This window comes from Undibacterium hunanense (genome assembly GCF_014284335.1).
Lineage (GTDB): Bacteria > Pseudomonadota > Gammaproteobacteria > Burkholderiales > Burkholderiaceae_D > Undibacterium > Undibacterium hunanense.
On record NZ_JACOGF010000005.1, the window covers coordinates 278966 to 293088 of the forward strand.

Annotated in this window: 13 protein-coding genes; 12 read left to right on the forward strand and 1 reads right to left on the reverse strand. The window is 53.3% G+C overall.

From position 1 onward, the window contains the following. Nucleotides 1-69 precede the first annotated feature (69 nt). Complete coding sequence (locus tag H8L32_RS12385; protein WP_186947533.1) at nt 70-1137, forward strand: hypothetical protein; 1068 nt, start codon at nt 70-72, stop codon at nt 1135-1137. Between the two features lie 194 nt (nt 1138-1331). Here the strand turns inward: H8L32_RS12385 and H8L32_RS12390 are convergent, their stop codons facing one another. Beyond that, a complete protein-coding gene (locus H8L32_RS12390; RefSeq protein ID WP_186947534.1) occupies nt 1332-1499 on the reverse strand; it encodes a hypothetical protein in 168 nt (55 codons plus the stop codon). Between the two features lie 445 nt (nt 1500-1944). Between H8L32_RS12390 and H8L32_RS12395 the strand changes: the two genes are divergently transcribed. The 11 genes from H8L32_RS12395 (at nt 1945) to H8L32_RS12445 (ending at nt 14121) form a co-directional block, all read left to right on the forward strand. Next, a complete protein-coding gene (locus H8L32_RS12395) occupies nt 1945-4257 on the forward strand; it encodes a TonB-dependent receptor (RefSeq protein WP_186947535.1) in 2313 nt (770 codons plus the stop codon). Nucleotides 4258-4321: 64 nt separating this feature from the next. After that, on the forward strand, nt 4322-5467 hold the full coding sequence (locus H8L32_RS12400; protein WP_186947536.1) for an alpha-hydroxy acid oxidase: 1146 nt from the start codon (nt 4322-4324) through the stop codon (nt 5465-5467). A gap of 55 nt (nt 5468-5522) precedes the next feature. Continuing rightward, nucleotides 5523-6206, forward strand: coding sequence for a Fe2+-dependent dioxygenase (locus H8L32_RS12405; RefSeq protein WP_186947537.1), 684 nt, complete (start codon nt 5523-5525; stop codon nt 6204-6206). Between the two features lie 135 nt (nt 6207-6341). Further along, complete coding sequence (locus H8L32_RS12410; protein ID WP_186947538.1) at nt 6342-6611, forward strand: PepSY domain-containing protein; 270 nt, start codon at nt 6342-6344, stop codon at nt 6609-6611. Nucleotides 6612-6627: 16 nt separating this feature from the next. Next, nucleotides 6628-7200: a cytochrome b/b6 domain-containing protein gene (locus H8L32_RS12415; RefSeq protein ID WP_230412182.1), complete on the forward strand. Its 573-nt coding sequence runs from the start codon at nt 6628-6630 to the stop codon at nt 7198-7200. 790 nt (nt 7201-7990) lie between these two features. Continuing rightward, nucleotides 7991-8929, forward strand: coding sequence for a BadF/BadG/BcrA/BcrD ATPase family protein (locus H8L32_RS12420; protein ID WP_230412183.1), 939 nt, complete (start codon nt 7991-7993; stop codon nt 8927-8929). A 16-nt stretch (nt 8930-8945) separates the two neighbouring features. After that, nucleotides 8946-9680 (forward strand): GntR family transcriptional regulator, encoded by a 735-nt coding sequence (locus tag H8L32_RS12425; protein WP_186947539.1) that lies wholly within the window; start codon nt 8946-8948, stop codon nt 9678-9680. After that, a complete protein-coding gene (gene nagA / locus H8L32_RS12430; RefSeq protein ID WP_186947540.1) occupies nt 9677-10801 on the forward strand; it encodes an N-acetylglucosamine-6-phosphate deacetylase in 1125 nt (374 codons plus the stop codon). The genes H8L32_RS12425 and nagA overlap by 4 nt, the downstream gene beginning before the upstream one ends. Further along, nucleotides 10794-11804, forward strand: a complete 1011-nt coding sequence (locus H8L32_RS12435) for an SIS domain-containing protein (protein ID WP_186947631.1) — start codon at nt 10794-10796, stop codon at nt 11802-11804. The genes nagA and H8L32_RS12435 overlap by 8 nt, the downstream gene beginning before the upstream one ends. A 170-nt stretch (nt 11805-11974) precedes the next feature. Beyond that, entirely contained in the window at nt 11975-13231 is a 1257-nt protein-coding gene (locus H8L32_RS12440) for an ABC transporter substrate-binding protein (protein WP_186947541.1), read from the forward strand. Then, on the forward strand, nt 13228-14121 hold the full coding sequence (locus tag H8L32_RS12445) for a carbohydrate ABC transporter permease (RefSeq protein ID WP_230412185.1): 894 nt from the start codon (nt 13228-13230) through the stop codon (nt 14119-14121). The genes H8L32_RS12440 and H8L32_RS12445 overlap by 4 nt, the downstream gene beginning before the upstream one ends. The last annotated feature ends 2 nt before the right edge of the window (nt 14122-14123 follow it).

Genomic DNA, 14123 nt, shown 5'->3' on the forward strand with positions numbered 1-14123 from the left:
CCCTTTTCCCGTGACTCACTTGACTGGCACGCAAGATAGTCAATGCAGGTCCATTTTTAATCTGACATGATGAAATTTCAAAATACAGCAGTACTTTCTATCGCTCTTGTTTTATCTGCCTGCGGCGGCGGTAGTGGCGGCTCTGCAAATAGTGGCGGTGCCACGGGTGGGGCCAACTCCGGGATTGTGTCGGGGCAAGGTTGTACCAATAAGTTCGGACGGACTTGGACTGCTGTGGATGGGGTAAAGCAGAAGTTGGAATACTTTAATAATGTCGTCTATGGCAATGGCGTTTTTTTGGGAATAGGGTACGGAAAGGCAGTAATAAGTCGGGATGGCGAAAACTGGATTAATGTGGCTTCTTCCGGTGTACATGGCGGCTATGCATTGACTTATGCTTTGGGAAAAATCTACATGGTGGGCCAAACTGGTGGACTAGCGGATAATCGAATGATGGCATCAAGCACGATCGATGGTACAAGTTGGGATAACGTGATTATTGGCGACAGCGCTAATCCATCTTTGCAAGCACTGCCAAATGTTGACCCACAAAGCATGTCCTATGGAAATGGGAGATTTGTACTGGTCGGTCGTGATGGAAAAATCATCTGGAGCGCAGATGGCCGGAGTTGGTATGCCGCAGCAAATGCGGCTGATCTCAAAGTTTATGGCTTTGACTGGGGTACATTTGCGAATGGAAAATTCTATGCTGGTGCACGTCTTAATGTATATGTCAGCAGCGATGGCAATACCTGGCAGACACAAAAAATCGTTGGCGATGGTACATTTCCGACAACTGGTTTAACTGGCATGCAGTACTTTAACGGCATGTATGTGGCTGTTGATAGCCAAGGCAATATTGCCAATAGCAGCGACAGTATCAACTGGAAAACGGTCGCGAAAGGGCGAGTCTTCCTTCCCGTAAATGGTAATGCAATCGTTGCTGGCGGCGGACAATTGATGGCGGTCGATTCTGCGTCCAACTTTACTAGAGATGGCGATGATATTTTTTACAGCTGTGACGGCATCCAATGGGAAAAAACGAAAGTCCCAAATGGCAATTATAGTTACTCAATAGCGATAGGTGACAATATTGCTGCGGGTGTGGGCAGTACACCAATTTTTTCCAAGTATTGATTTGTACATGTGCTGTAGTCTGGGGGCGCTATTGCACAGATCAGCGCATTCCGAAACGCATTTCCATGAATAGCGGATCGTTCTAAACTGGCTCCGCTATTCCTTCCTTCGCAATCCATGCTGGTGTGGTGTAACAAACTCGTCCATGAACGAGGTCAAAGAGTTAGCTTGCGTCAGAAAACCTGTCTATGACCTTAGCTTGCCACCTCATTGATTGCGCCAGCATTGCTGTAGACGGTATGGTTGCTGTTGCTGACGTCGGTATGAGCTTGTTCAACGGGTGATGTCTGTTTTATGCGAAATTCATTGATGTCTGAAATCATCTGTGACACCTGATTGATACTGACAAAGATTTCTTCCATTTTCAAGCCTGTATTACTGTCAGGGGCTAACCAGTCCTGCACGTCAACTTGAACCAATAATCAATATCTTGATTATTGCAGTTGCATTCACTTTCCTTGCACCAGATTTCTGACTGCACTGGCAATTCCCACGAAACCACTCCTTTTGTTCGCTGTCTCTTGCTGCTGCTTCCACAGCGCAACTGTGTTGCGGGCATCCCACTACGGTCTGCTAATAAGTCTTTTATTTGATGGAATACCCTTAAAACATTATCTGTGAATGTAAATGATATTGATTCTCATTGGCGATCAGTGTATCATCAGCGGGATTCGCGATAGCTATATAGCCAGTAATTAATATCTTATACATAACACTTTGAATACACACTTAGGGGGTAACTTGAAACATTCGCAAGCGCAAAAACCAAAAAGTCTTCGTCATGCAGACGATCTGGTGATGAACTCAATGAAGAAGACAACGCTGGCATTGGGTATTTCCAGTGCGATGTTCATGCCTATGGCTGTAATGGCGCAAGACGCCACACCGCCTGCTGCCAAAACACAGAAAGATGCGCAGAAATTGCCGGAAGTGGAAGTGTTGGGCAAACGTGTTGAATCCAATCCAAATGCTGAAGTTGGTGCGCCGTACAAAGCGAAATCATCTGCTGATTCTCGTCACACACGCCCACTGGCAGAAACACCACAGACTATCTCGGTGTTGACCCGTGCAGCGATTGATGACTCTGGCCTGACAGACCTGAAACAGGTGTTGGGCGCACAGCCTGGCATCACGCTGGGTACCGGCGAAAACGGTAACGCCTTCGGCGACCGTTACATCATCCGTGGCCAGGAAGCGCGTAGCGACGTGTTCGTCGATGGCTTGCGTGATCCAGGTATGTCTACACGTGAAAGTTTCGTGATTGAACAACTGGAAATCGCCAAAGGCCCTAATTCCAGTTTTGCCGGTCGTGGTACTGCTGGTGGTGCGATCAACGCCATCACCAAGCAAGCTACTCTGGACCATGATTTTGAACGTATTTCCGTAGGTGTCGGCAGTGATTCACAACGCCGCGTTACTGCTGACATCAACAAAGGTTTTGGCGATCATTTTGCTTTGCGTGCCAATGTGCTGTATGGCGATGAAGACGTGCCTGATCGTTCACCTGCTAACCGCAAGCGCAAGGGTGTTGCCTTGTCCGGCCTGTATGAAGTCAGCAAGGATCTGTCCGTTACGCTGGATTACTATGGTCTGCGTACCAAGGATACATCTCCGGATCTGGGTTACTACCTGGTTGGCACAGTGCCGAACCGCGTACCTGCAACCAATGTGCCGGTGTATGGCCAGGCAAATGATTTCCTGAAGTCTGATGTAGACACGGTTACAGCCCGTGTGAACTGGACGCTGGCGCCTGATCTGAAGCTCACCAGCCTGACGCGTTACGGTAAATCCGGCAACGGCTATGTCACTACAGGTGCGTCTTCTGCAACGCGTTACAACGGTGCAACCGGTGTGTCTTACACCACGGGCGTTCTTGATGGCGGCCACACTGGCTGGCAGGATATCGATTACTTTGCGCACCAGAGCAATTTGCGTTGGGACAAAGTGCTGGGCGGCCTCAAGCATGAATTCATCTTCGGTGCTGAATATGCTGACCACAAAGTGGTATCCGGTACCTACGCTATTACCAATACTGGCACATTCAATTGCAAAACCACAGCCGGCATTGGCGCCAACAATGGCTTCTGCTTCACTGACAGCAATGGCACACCAGTTGCTAACCTGAGCAACCTGGCTGGCCGTAATTCCAGCCGTCTGACCTGGAACCAGGATTGGCATATCAAGGCATTGGCGCTGACGCTGATGGACACCGTTGATCTGACTGACAAATTTACAGCCTTCGGTGGCTTGCGTGCAGATTCCTTTGACCTGAACCTGACACGTCGCAATAACACGACAGGCGCCATCACTGGCGACTACGGTTACAAAGACACACTGGTGAACGGCCATCTGGGTCTGAGCTACAAGATCACGCCCAAGCTGATCGTCTACGGTTCTGTTGCCAGCGCACAGGACATCAACGGCGGTGAAGCCGATGCCGGTACCAGCAGTGGTTACGGTGGTGCTGTGTTGTATCAAAACCAGATCGCTGGTGCCAAGCCAGAAACATCGATCAACTATGAACTGGGCGTGAAGTGGAATCTGCTGGACGACAAACTGCTTGCTACGGCAGCCTTGTTCCAGACCAAGAAGTCTGATGTGATGGAAGGTGCCAACTATGACACGATCGGTACATTCAACTCCGGTAAAAATCGTGTGCAAGGTCTGGAACTGGGCCTGAGCGGCAATCTGACTGAAGACTTGTCCATACAGGCTGGCGCGGCTTTCATGGATTCCAAAGTGCTGGCTTCTTCTACACCAGCAAACATTGGTAATCCATTGAGTAACTTCGCCAAGAAAACCTTCTCGGTACAGGCCAAGTACCAGTTGACCAATGCGTTCTCGTTTGGTGGCGCAGCACGTCATGAAAGTGATCGTTGCGGTGGCCAGCCTGACACAGCGGCAGGTTACACAGCTGCTGGTCTTTGCTCGCAGCCAGTACCTTCGTTCACGGCATATGATGTGTTTGCTGCATATCGCTTCTCACGTCGCTTTGATGTCCGCGTCAATGTACTGAATGTCACGAACAAAGACTACTACACAGCCGTGTACCGTTCTGGTGCTTTCTTGTACAAAGGTGATGCACGTGCAGTACGCGTCGCGCTGAACTACGAAATGTAAAGCATCTGTCTGGCGAGCTGGTGATTCAGATAAAATACGGGTTCTTTGTTGATATTTTCCATTGATGAATAACCCGTCCAACTCTGTTAATCAGCCAGTCGCTGGCGGCGCCGCTGGTGGTATTCCGGCAGATATACGCTGCGCCCAGGATTATGAAATCGTGGCGCAGCGTACCATGGCAGAACCCAGCTACGCCTATGTAGCCGGTGGCAGCGGACGCGACCTTACCGTAGCAGCCAACCTGGCAGCCTTTTCGCAATGGTCCATGTATCCGCGTGTATTACGCGATGTCAAAGACGGGCATACGCGAGTTGCGCTAGGTACACAAACCTTCCTTCACCCCATATTGCTGGCCCCCGTGGCTTTCCAGAAGCTTGCCCATCCGGCAGGTGAAATTGATACTGCACGTGCGGCCCAGGCCATGGATAGCTGCATGGTATGCAGTACGCTGGCGTCCTGTCGGCTGGAAGATGTAGCGCATGCAGCCGGTGCGCACAAGTGGTTTCAACTGTATTTTCAAACAAATAGAAGTGACACGCTGGCCCTGCTGGCAAGGGCAGAGGCAGCAGGTTTCAGTGCCATCGTGGTGACGCTGGATGCATCCATACAGGTGGCAAGTACGCGTGCCCTGCAGGCAGGATTTCGCATGCCTGCCGATTGCGTGGCGGTGAATGTCCAGGATGCATCTGCCGGACAGCCTGCCCAGGACATTGAATTATCACCCGGTGACAGTCGTATTTTTCAGGGTGTGATGCGGGCTGCGCCTACATGGCCTGACCTGGCCTGGCTGATGACGCAGACTTCTTTGCCGGTATGGGTAAAAGGCGTTTTGCATCCAGACGATGCACGAGCGCTGCAGGCCGCCGGTGTTGCTGGTGTCGTGGTTTCCAACCACGGCGGGCGCAGCCTGGATGGTGCACCTGCCAGCCTGACTGTGTTGCCGGCCATCCGTGCTGCGGTGGGGGATGATTTTCCCCTGTTGCTCGATGGTGGCATACGGTCTGGTGCCGATGTCTTCAAGGCGCTGGCACTGGGGGCTGATGCAGTACTGGTCGGTCGTCTGCAAATGTATGCGCTGAGTGTCGCGGGTGCCCTGGGTGTTGCCCACATGATCAAACTGTTACGTGAAGAACTGGAAGTATGCATGGCCCAGGCCGGGTGCGCGACTTTGCGAGACATCAGCAGTGAGGCTTTGCTGCGCTGTTCCTGATTGTCGCGAGCAGTCGCTGAGTACGCCAATTTAACTATAAAATAAGGCTGAATGTATGTTGATTGTGATCGAGAATGTCTTGAGCAAGGATGAGGTGCGGCAGTTTAGGGCGCATCTTGATCAGGCCGAATGGCAGGACGGTGTACGTACTGCCGGCACCCTTGCGCAACAGGTCAAACGCAATTTGCAGATAGATGACAATTCTGAGCTTGCCATCAAGCTGGGTAATCATATTCTGCGCAATCTGGGTCAGCATCCGGTCTTCATTTCTGCCGCCTTGCCACAAAAAATCTATCCGCCAAAATTCAATTGCTACCAGGATGGTGGCGGATATGGCCTGCACGTGGACAGTGCCATCATGGTGCAGCCCGGCACAGGCCAGAACTTGCGCAGTGATCTGGCTGCTACCGTGTTCCTGGCCGAACCGGAAGAGTATGAAGGAGGAGAGCTGGAAATCGATACCGACTTCGGCGCCCAGACCGTCAAACTTGCAGCGGGTGACATGGTGTTATATCCCGCTTCCAGTCTGCACAGGGTGACGCCGGTAACATCGGGTGCACGGCTTGCTTCGTTTTTCTGGATAGAGAGCATGGTCAGTGACGGTACTGAACGTACCATGCTGTTCGATCTTGACCAGGCGATCCAGAAACTGACGATGACGGTGGATGCGCAAAATCCGGCACTGCTGACGCTGACAGGTGTGTACCATAATTTGTTACGTCGCTGGGCCATTACTTGACAGGACTTACGCAAAACCGCCCCAGCTGCGTTGTAGCTCCTAGCCGTACTAAAGTACTGTCTTCGTCGCTACGCCTTGCTGGGACAATTTTGCGTAAGTCCCATTAAATTTTAAATCAACTATAAGGAGTAAAAAATGCGATCAATTTTTGTAAAACTCGTCCCGGTGGCCTTTGCTGTCATAGCCAGCAGCGCGTGGGCACATGGCGATGTCAAATGTACTGACCAGCCAAAGGCCAAATGGCGTCCACATACAGAACTGCAGGAAAAGCTGACCAAGGAAGGCTGGCAAATTCGCCGCATGGAACAGACTACCAGCTGCTACGAAGTGTATGCCAAAGATCCCAAGGGCAAACGCGTTGAAGCATTCTTCAACCCGGTAACGTTCGAACGCGTTGAAGAATAATCAACCGGTCCGGGACATGCCCGTTCGGGACATGCCCGTCCGGGACGTGCCCGTTCGGGACGTGCCCGTCTGGGATCTGGCTGTACGCCTGATCCATTGGATACTGGTGTTCAGCATCGGCGCTGCGTGGTTCACCAGCGGCCAGATTGGTGTTGCCCATGAATATGCAGGCTATGGTGCTGGCATGCTGGTAGTGGCGCGGCTGGTCTGGTCTGGTATCGGCAATCGCTATGCACGCTTTGGCCAATTCCTGAAGTCATTGCCGGTGACGCTTGATTACGTGCGCCAGGTCATGCTTGGTAAAGCTCCGCGTTATATCGGTCACAACCCCTTGGGCGGCTGGATGGTCGTAGCGCTGTTATCTTGCGTGGCATTATTGGTATTGACCGGATGGGCCATGGGCACCGATTTGCTGTGGGGCTACGCATGGCCTGTACGCATGCATGTCACCATTGCCTGGATCATGGTCGGACTGATAGCCCTGCATGTGGCTGGTGTCCTGTTCACTAGCTGGCAACATCGCGAAAATCTGCCCAAAGCCATGCTGACGGGTAAAAAGCCATCGGCTGAGCCGGGGGATCTGGATTAGTGGCAGTTGAATTGCATCTGCATCCACTTAAAGCGATTTTCTGGACTTGAGTTCTGTTCTGTACGCATACTTCCTGAACGGAAGCGAGGGTATCCAGGTCTGCTCCAGGCAAATCTCAAAACGTTTGCCGTCGACACCCCTGACCCGAAACCATATCGTGGAAGGGCCTCTGCCGTAGCTAAACTGTATATTCTCCAAATCGTACAATTGCATTGAATTTGTGTTTGTCCAATGGATGGCGGCGAATAACAGTCTGTTTTTCTTGCGCAGGGACGCCAGCCGCATCATCAATAAGAAGGGTGATATCAGCCAAACGGCGGATATCAGGTGACGCACGAATTCGGAATAATCCATTTCTTCTCCGCTATGACTTCTTCAGCATGATAAGCAGGATTCTTTGCCTGGGTGTTGGACGTTGTGCCCTAATACCACCTTAAAAAATCACTGCATTGATTGTTTGAATGCCACGTCAGTATATGCATGTTGCAGCCTGGTATTGAAGGCGGGTGCCAGCTAGTTATCTTTCCCTGGTCATGTACTTTACCGTAGCGCTTGCAGCAAACAACTGTAGCAAGACTTGTTCGCGGGCGCGCACGCAGTGGTCTGGTTTCCACTATTGCCATGAGTCATTACCAGCCAAGCGGGAAATTCGTTACATTTTAAATGAAGATACCACTTAAATACCTATTGACATCCACTAGGGAAAAAACTTACAGTGAAGCCTGAAATGGTAGCAGATGTAGCGTCGCTGGTTTGGTGGCGTCAAAAAACATGAATACCTCACTTATCAATGAATAAACAAGCAGAAAATCAGCATACACCAGACGGGCAGAATGCTAGCGGCATGGCTTACCGTTATCTTGTCGGTGCCGATGGCGGTGGTACTGGCACGCGAGTGGTGTTGGCTGATGCCGCAGGCAAGGAACTGGGGCGTGGCAGCGCCGGGCCGTCTGGCCTGGCGCTGGGGCGTGACAAGGCCTGGCAATCCATTTTGCAGGCGACGCAGCAGGCATTTGATGCAGCAGGCATGGCCATGCCACCGTTGCAGGAAATTGCCGTTGGCTGCGGGCTGGCAGGTGTACACAATATTCATTGGACCAAAGAATTCGTCGCCCTTAATCCCGGCTTTGGTGCCGTCTATGCTGAAACCGATGCCTATACCACTTTATTGGGCGCGCTGGATGGCAAGCCTGGCGCAATCATTGCTTTGGGCACTGGCAGCGTTGGCGAAGTATTGCTGGCCAGCGGGCAGCGTCGTGAAGTGGGTGGCTGGGGCTTTCCCGTCAGTGATGAAGCCAGTGGTGCATGGCTGGGCATGCGTGCAGTGAATCATCTGCAGCGCGTGCTGGATGGTCGTGACCTTGCCAATCCCTTTTCCGGCGCCGTGCTGGCACATTGTGGTGGCGACAAAGATGCCGTCTTTGCCTGGCTGGCGCAGGCCAACCAGACCCGTTATGCAGAACTTGCACCATTGGTGATACGCTTTGCCGCCGAAGTCGACGTGGCCCGCGCCATCATGCTGGATGCCGGTGCCGAGGTTGCCATCATGGCGCAGGCGCTTGACCCTTCTGGTGAATTGCCGATTGCCCTGTGTGGCGGTCTGGCCGCTGCCGTGGCCGTGTATCTGCCGGCGCAGTTGGCAGGGCGCGTGCAAAAGCCGCAGGCAGATTCAGCAGCGGGTGCCATGATACTGATACAGCAGTATCTGCAACATCGGCAACACCAATAAACCAAGAGAGAGAAACATGCTGGCACAACTGATAGACTTCAAACCTGACGCAGAGAGTTCTACTCCTCTGTATCTGCAGTTGGCAAACAAACTGGCTAACGGCATACATAGCGGTCTGTGGCAACCGGATGAAGCCTTGCCATCAGAACGCATGTTGTCTGAAACCCTGGATATCTCACGCGTCACCGCGCGCAAAGCCATCGACATGTTGTGCGAGCGCGGCATGCTCACCCGCAAGCATGGTTCCGGCACTTACATCACCCCCAAGCTTGAACAACCCTTGTCGCGCCTGACCAACTTCAGCGAAGAATTGCGCAATCGCGGTTTTGTGCCAGGCTCACGCTGGCTGTCACGTGAAACCGGCATCGCATCGCCAGAAGAAATCCTGTCGCTGGGTTTGTCGCCAAATACCGTGGTATCGCGCCTCAAGCGTTTGCGTACTGCCGACAATGTGGTGATGGCGATAGAAAGCACCACCATCCCGGCGATGTATATACCGAATCCGAAACTGGTCAGCGACAGTCTGTATGGCTATCTTGAAACACAGAATCTGTCGCCCACCCGTGCGCTGCAACACATACGTGCTGTCAACGCAACGGCTGAACAGGCAAGACTGGCAGATATCAAACAGGGGGCGGCGATGTTGTTTATCACCCGCGTGGCCTACCTTCCCACTGGCGCAGCGATTGAGCTTTCCCATTCGTATTGCCGCAGTGATTATTATGACTTTGTGGCGGAGTTGTTCAGATGAGTGTGGATCAACAATTGCAGGGTCAAATACTGACGCCACAAGGCTGGGTCCACGGATCACTGGCCTTCTCTGAAAAAATACAGGCGATTACTGCCTCCGCTGGTACGACAGCGGCAGATGCAGAAAACAGTTATTACATACTGCCGGGATTTGTCGATTTGCATGTGCACGGTGCCGGTGGCAAAGACACCATGGAAGCCGGTGATGCCGTTGAAGTGATCGCGCGCAAGCATGCGCAACATGGCACGACCAGCATGTTGGCCACCACCATGACGGCACCGCTGGCGGATCTGGAACAAGCCTTGCAGGCGATCCGGCCATCAGTAGAAAAACGCAGCAGTGGTGCTGCCCGTGTGCTGGGCGTGCATCTGGAAGGCCCGTATATCAATCCCGGCAAGCTGGGTGCGCAACCAGATTTTGCACATGCAGGCTCGCTGGATCAGGTACGGTACCTGAACGCAATAGCACCGATCAAACTGATTACCGTGGCACCAGAAATGGATGGCCATCTGCAACTGGTGCGCGAGCTGACAGACATCGGCATGCAGGTACAGATAGGGCATACCCTGGGTACCTACGAAGAAGGCAAGGCAGCGCTGGAAAACGGTGCCACCGGCTTTACCCATCTGTACAACGCCATGTCGCGCCTGGATCACCGCGCTCCTGGCATGGTGGGCGCTGCACTGGCACACGCACAATTTTCTGAAATTATTCCCGACCTGGTGCATGTGCATCCGGGGGCGATCAGGGCCGCCATGCGCGCCATTCCGCATCTGTATTGTGTGACTGATTCCACTGCTGCATCCGGCATGCCAGACGGCCAGTACATGCTGGGCCGTCAGGTAGTGCATAAATGCCTGGGTGGTGTGCGTCTGGAAGATGGCACGCTGGCAGGGAGCACCCTGACCATGGATCAGGCCCTGCGCAATCTGGTCAGTATAGGCCTGGATCTGGAAGATGCATCGAAGCGTGTTTCTACCTACGCAGCCGATTATCTGGGATTGAATGAGCGTGGCCGCCTGCAGGCTGGCAGCTACGCAGACCTGGTCGTGCTGGATCGCCAGCTCAACCTCATCGCTGTTTATGTAGAAGGAGAAAAGATTGACCTCGCAGATGCTTAAGGAAGCATGTTCTTCCGCCGATTTTGTAGCCGCACAACTCACGCAGGATAATGATCGTTACAGCGCGCTGGGTGCCCACCTGCGCGCCCACCCACCGGGTTCGGTCGTGACGGTGGCACGTGGCAGTTCTGATCATGCTGCCAATTATGCGGCCTACCTCATCATGGCCAGGTTGGGGCGCATCGTCGCATCTCTGCCCATGTCGCTGGTGACGCTCAATAATGCACCTTTGCTGGCCAAAGATGCGCTGGCGATTGCAGTGTCGCAATCTGGGCAAAGCCCGGACGTGGTCGAGCCTATCCGTTATTTCCGTGAAGGTGGTGCCACCACCGTGGCGCTGGTGAACGATGCTGCGTCGCCGCTCGGGCAAAGCGCAGAATGGACCATGCCCCTGCATGCCGGACCAGAACTGAGCGTCGCTGCCACCAAGAGCTTTATTACTTCGCTGGTTGCCGCTGCACGTCTGGTCGGTCACTGGCAGGATGACGCTGCATTGTTGCAGGCCATAGAACAATTGCCGGATGCCTTGCGCGCCGCGACACAATTTGACTGGTCACCAGCACTGGATGTATTGACACCTGCATCACGCATTATGGTTGTCGGCCGTGGTATCAGTTTTCCGGTGGCGCTGGAATCTGCTCTCAAGTTCAAGGAAACCTCGGTCATCCAGGCAGAAGCCTTCAGCGGTGCAGAAATCAAGCATGGTCCCATGGCACTGATACATGATGGTTACCCGCTGCTGATCTTCGCAACCCGTGGCCCATCACAGGCTGGCCAGATCGCCCTTGCCGAAGAAATGCGTGGTCGCGGTGCCAATGTCTTGCTGGCTGCACCTGATGATGTCAAGGAACGTAACCTGACCCTGCCAGTAGCTGCCACACCTGATCTTGACCCCATCGTGGCGATACAGGCGTTTTATGTCATGGCCGCCAATCTGTCGATTGCCCGTGGCCTGGACCCGGACAAACCACGTCATCTCAGTAAAGTGACAAAAACCAATTAGACTGTAGCACTACGCCGCCACGCTATTTTTTAAAAACTTAAAAAATAGATACTCCCCCTAGTATTTTTACTAACAGCAATGCAGATGTAGAAAAAATGCGAAATTTGTTAAAAATAAGGGGGAGTATAACAACGGGCGATAGCCCCGGCAAAACCTGCTGGCGCAGACGCATGGCTTTGCTGGCTACTTTGCTGCTGTGTACGGCACTGCATGGCAATGCCTTCGCTGTCCAGAAAATCGAATTCTGGACCATGAGCCTCAAGCCAAAATTCATCCCTTACTTCCAGCAACTGGTTAGCAACTACGAAGCGCAACACCCCGGCATCAAGCTCGAATGGGTGGATTTTCCGTGGGACATATTGCAGTTGAAACTGATCACTGCCATTGCAGCCGGTACCCCACCGGCGCTGGTGAATCTGAGTGTGCCATGGGCAGAAGAAATGGCGCGTGACGGTTTGCTGGAACCAGTCGATGCCTGGCTGGTAGCACCGGGCGCGACAGTTGATTACACCGATGCGGCGCTAGCCGATTTGCGTTTCAATGGCAAGGTGTATGGCTTCCCGCATTACAGCAACGTCAATGTCATCGCCTATAACCGCAAAATACTGGCAGCCGCCGGCATCACCCAGGCACCCAGAAGCATGGATGAATTGCTGGCACAGGCGGTGCTGATTTCCGCCAAAACCGGCAAGCCCGGTTATGCACCTGCACTGGGCAAGATCGATGGTTTCTTCATGCAGCAGGGGCTGGATTTGCTGCGTGATGGCAAGGCCGTCTTCAATTCACCAGCCCATGTGGCACTGATCAAAAAACTGGCGGCGACCTACAAGGCAAACGGTTTTTTGAAAGACAAATTATTTGCCGAAGACAATTTCCCGGCGGTGGTGGATGCCTATCTGGGCGGGCGGCTGGGTGTCATGGTCAGCGCACCCACTGCCATCAAACGCATACAGACAGACGCGCCAGAAGTGTATGCGCAGACCGGCATTTTCCCGGTACCACCGGGGCCGACAGGCATCAATGACGGTGGCTGGTTGTTCCACTTCGCTATACCCAGGGGCGTCAAAAAACAGCAGTTGCCCGAGATTGCCGCCTTTGCCCGCTACCTGACCAGCGACGCCAACCAACTGACGTTTGCACGGCTGGCCGGTGTCATGCCGACCACCAGGCAGGCTTTGTCCAATCCTTACTTCAAGAAAGTAGCGGCGAACGCCGGTGCATCAGAACAGGCACTGGCAGTCGCCGCCAATTCCATGAACGCGTCGCGCAGCCTGTATGTCAGCGGCATTGATGATTATGATGAATTACGTCGTTTCCTGGTCAAGGCAGTGGAGGCTGGTGTTACCGGTCGCCGCGATATACAGCAAGCCCTGGATGAAGCCGTCGCCATCTGGAACCGTAAATTGCAGGGGGCAAAGCAGCCATGAACAGGCAAACTGCATCCTCTTCCATGACAAGACGGCGTAATCTGCTGGCCTATGCCTTCCTGGCGCCGGCCCTGTTCTTGCTGCTGATGTTTTCTTTCTGGCCCGTGATGTATGGCTCTTACCTCAGCTTTACCGATTTTAGCCTGATACGCGAAGTGCACTGGGTGGGCTTTGCCAACTACCGTGCCCTGTTTGCGAATGACATGTTTTTGACCGGGCTGAAGAACTCGTTGCTGTTTTTGCTGGTCGTACCGTTCACCCAGCTAGGTGCTATCTCGCTGGCGGTGCTGGTGAATAATCAGTTACCCGGCATACGTTGGTTTCGTGCTGCCTATTATGTGCCGGTGGTGACCACTGTTTCTGTGGTGGGTATCATGTGGGGTTTCATGTTCCATGAACAGGGCACGCTCAATTATGTACTGCTGCAACTGCATGTGATTGCTGCGCCGCTGGGCTGGCTGTCGGACGATACCCTGGCCCTGTTCGCTGTCATGTTCGTCTCTTTCTGGCGTGGCCTGGGCTGGTATATGATCATGTACCTCGCGGCCCTGCAATCGCTGCCATCCGAGATGCAGGAAGCCGCCATACTCGACGGTGCCAATCGCTGGCAACGGTTTTGGCGCATTACCGTGCCGATGCTGAAACCAACCATTCTGGTATGCAGCATCATGTCGGTTCTGGCGGCTTTGAAGGCATATCAGGAAGTCGATGTGCTGACCCAGGGCGGCCCCATGAATTCCACTTTCACGGCCCTGTATTATGCGTATGACCAGGGGCTAAAACACCTGAAGCTGCCGCGTGGTCTGGCTGCTAGTTTCGTGGTGTCTGTGTGTTGCATGGCGATTGCCTTTGTCTGCCTGCGCTGGCTTAAACCCGGGCACAGGGAATGAGC

Bases quoted from the DNA above. Each gene is read 5' to 3' on its own strand.
- H8L32_RS12385 (WP_186947533.1), top strand. From the start codon at position 70: ATGAAATTTCAAAATACAGCAGTACTTTCTATCGCTCTTGTTTTATCT.
- H8L32_RS12390 (WP_186947534.1), bottom strand. From the start codon at position 1,499: ATGGAAGAAATCTTTGTCAGTATCAATCAGGTGTCACAGATGATTTCA.
- H8L32_RS12395 (WP_186947535.1), top strand. From the start codon at position 1,945: ATGAAGAAGACAACGCTGGCATTGGGTATTTCCAGTGCGATGTTCATG.
- H8L32_RS12400 (WP_186947536.1), top strand. From the start codon at position 4,322: ATGAATAACCCGTCCAACTCTGTTAATCAGCCAGTCGCTGGCGGCGCC.
- H8L32_RS12405 (WP_186947537.1), top strand. From the start codon at position 5,523: ATGTTGATTGTGATCGAGAATGTCTTGAGCAAGGATGAGGTGCGGCAG.
- H8L32_RS12410 (WP_186947538.1), top strand. From the start codon at position 6,342: ATGCGATCAATTTTTGTAAAACTCGTCCCGGTGGCCTTTGCTGTCATA.
- H8L32_RS12415 (WP_230412182.1), top strand. From the start codon at position 6,628: ATGCCCGTTCGGGACATGCCCGTCCGGGACGTGCCCGTTCGGGACGTG.
- H8L32_RS12420 (WP_230412183.1), top strand. From the start codon at position 7,991: ATGAATAAACAAGCAGAAAATCAGCATACACCAGACGGGCAGAATGCT.
- H8L32_RS12425 (WP_186947539.1), top strand. From the start codon at position 8,946: ATGCTGGCACAACTGATAGACTTCAAACCTGACGCAGAGAGTTCTACT.
- nagA (WP_186947540.1), top strand. From the start codon at position 9,677: ATGAGTGTGGATCAACAATTGCAGGGTCAAATACTGACGCCACAAGGC.
- H8L32_RS12435 (WP_186947631.1), top strand. From the start codon at position 10,794: ATGCTTAAGGAAGCATGTTCTTCCGCCGATTTTGTAGCCGCACAACTC.
- H8L32_RS12440 (WP_186947541.1), top strand. From the start codon at position 11,975: ATGGCTTTGCTGGCTACTTTGCTGCTGTGTACGGCACTGCATGGCAAT.
- H8L32_RS12445 (WP_230412185.1), top strand. From the start codon at position 13,228: ATGAACAGGCAAACTGCATCCTCTTCCATGACAAGACGGCGTAATCTG.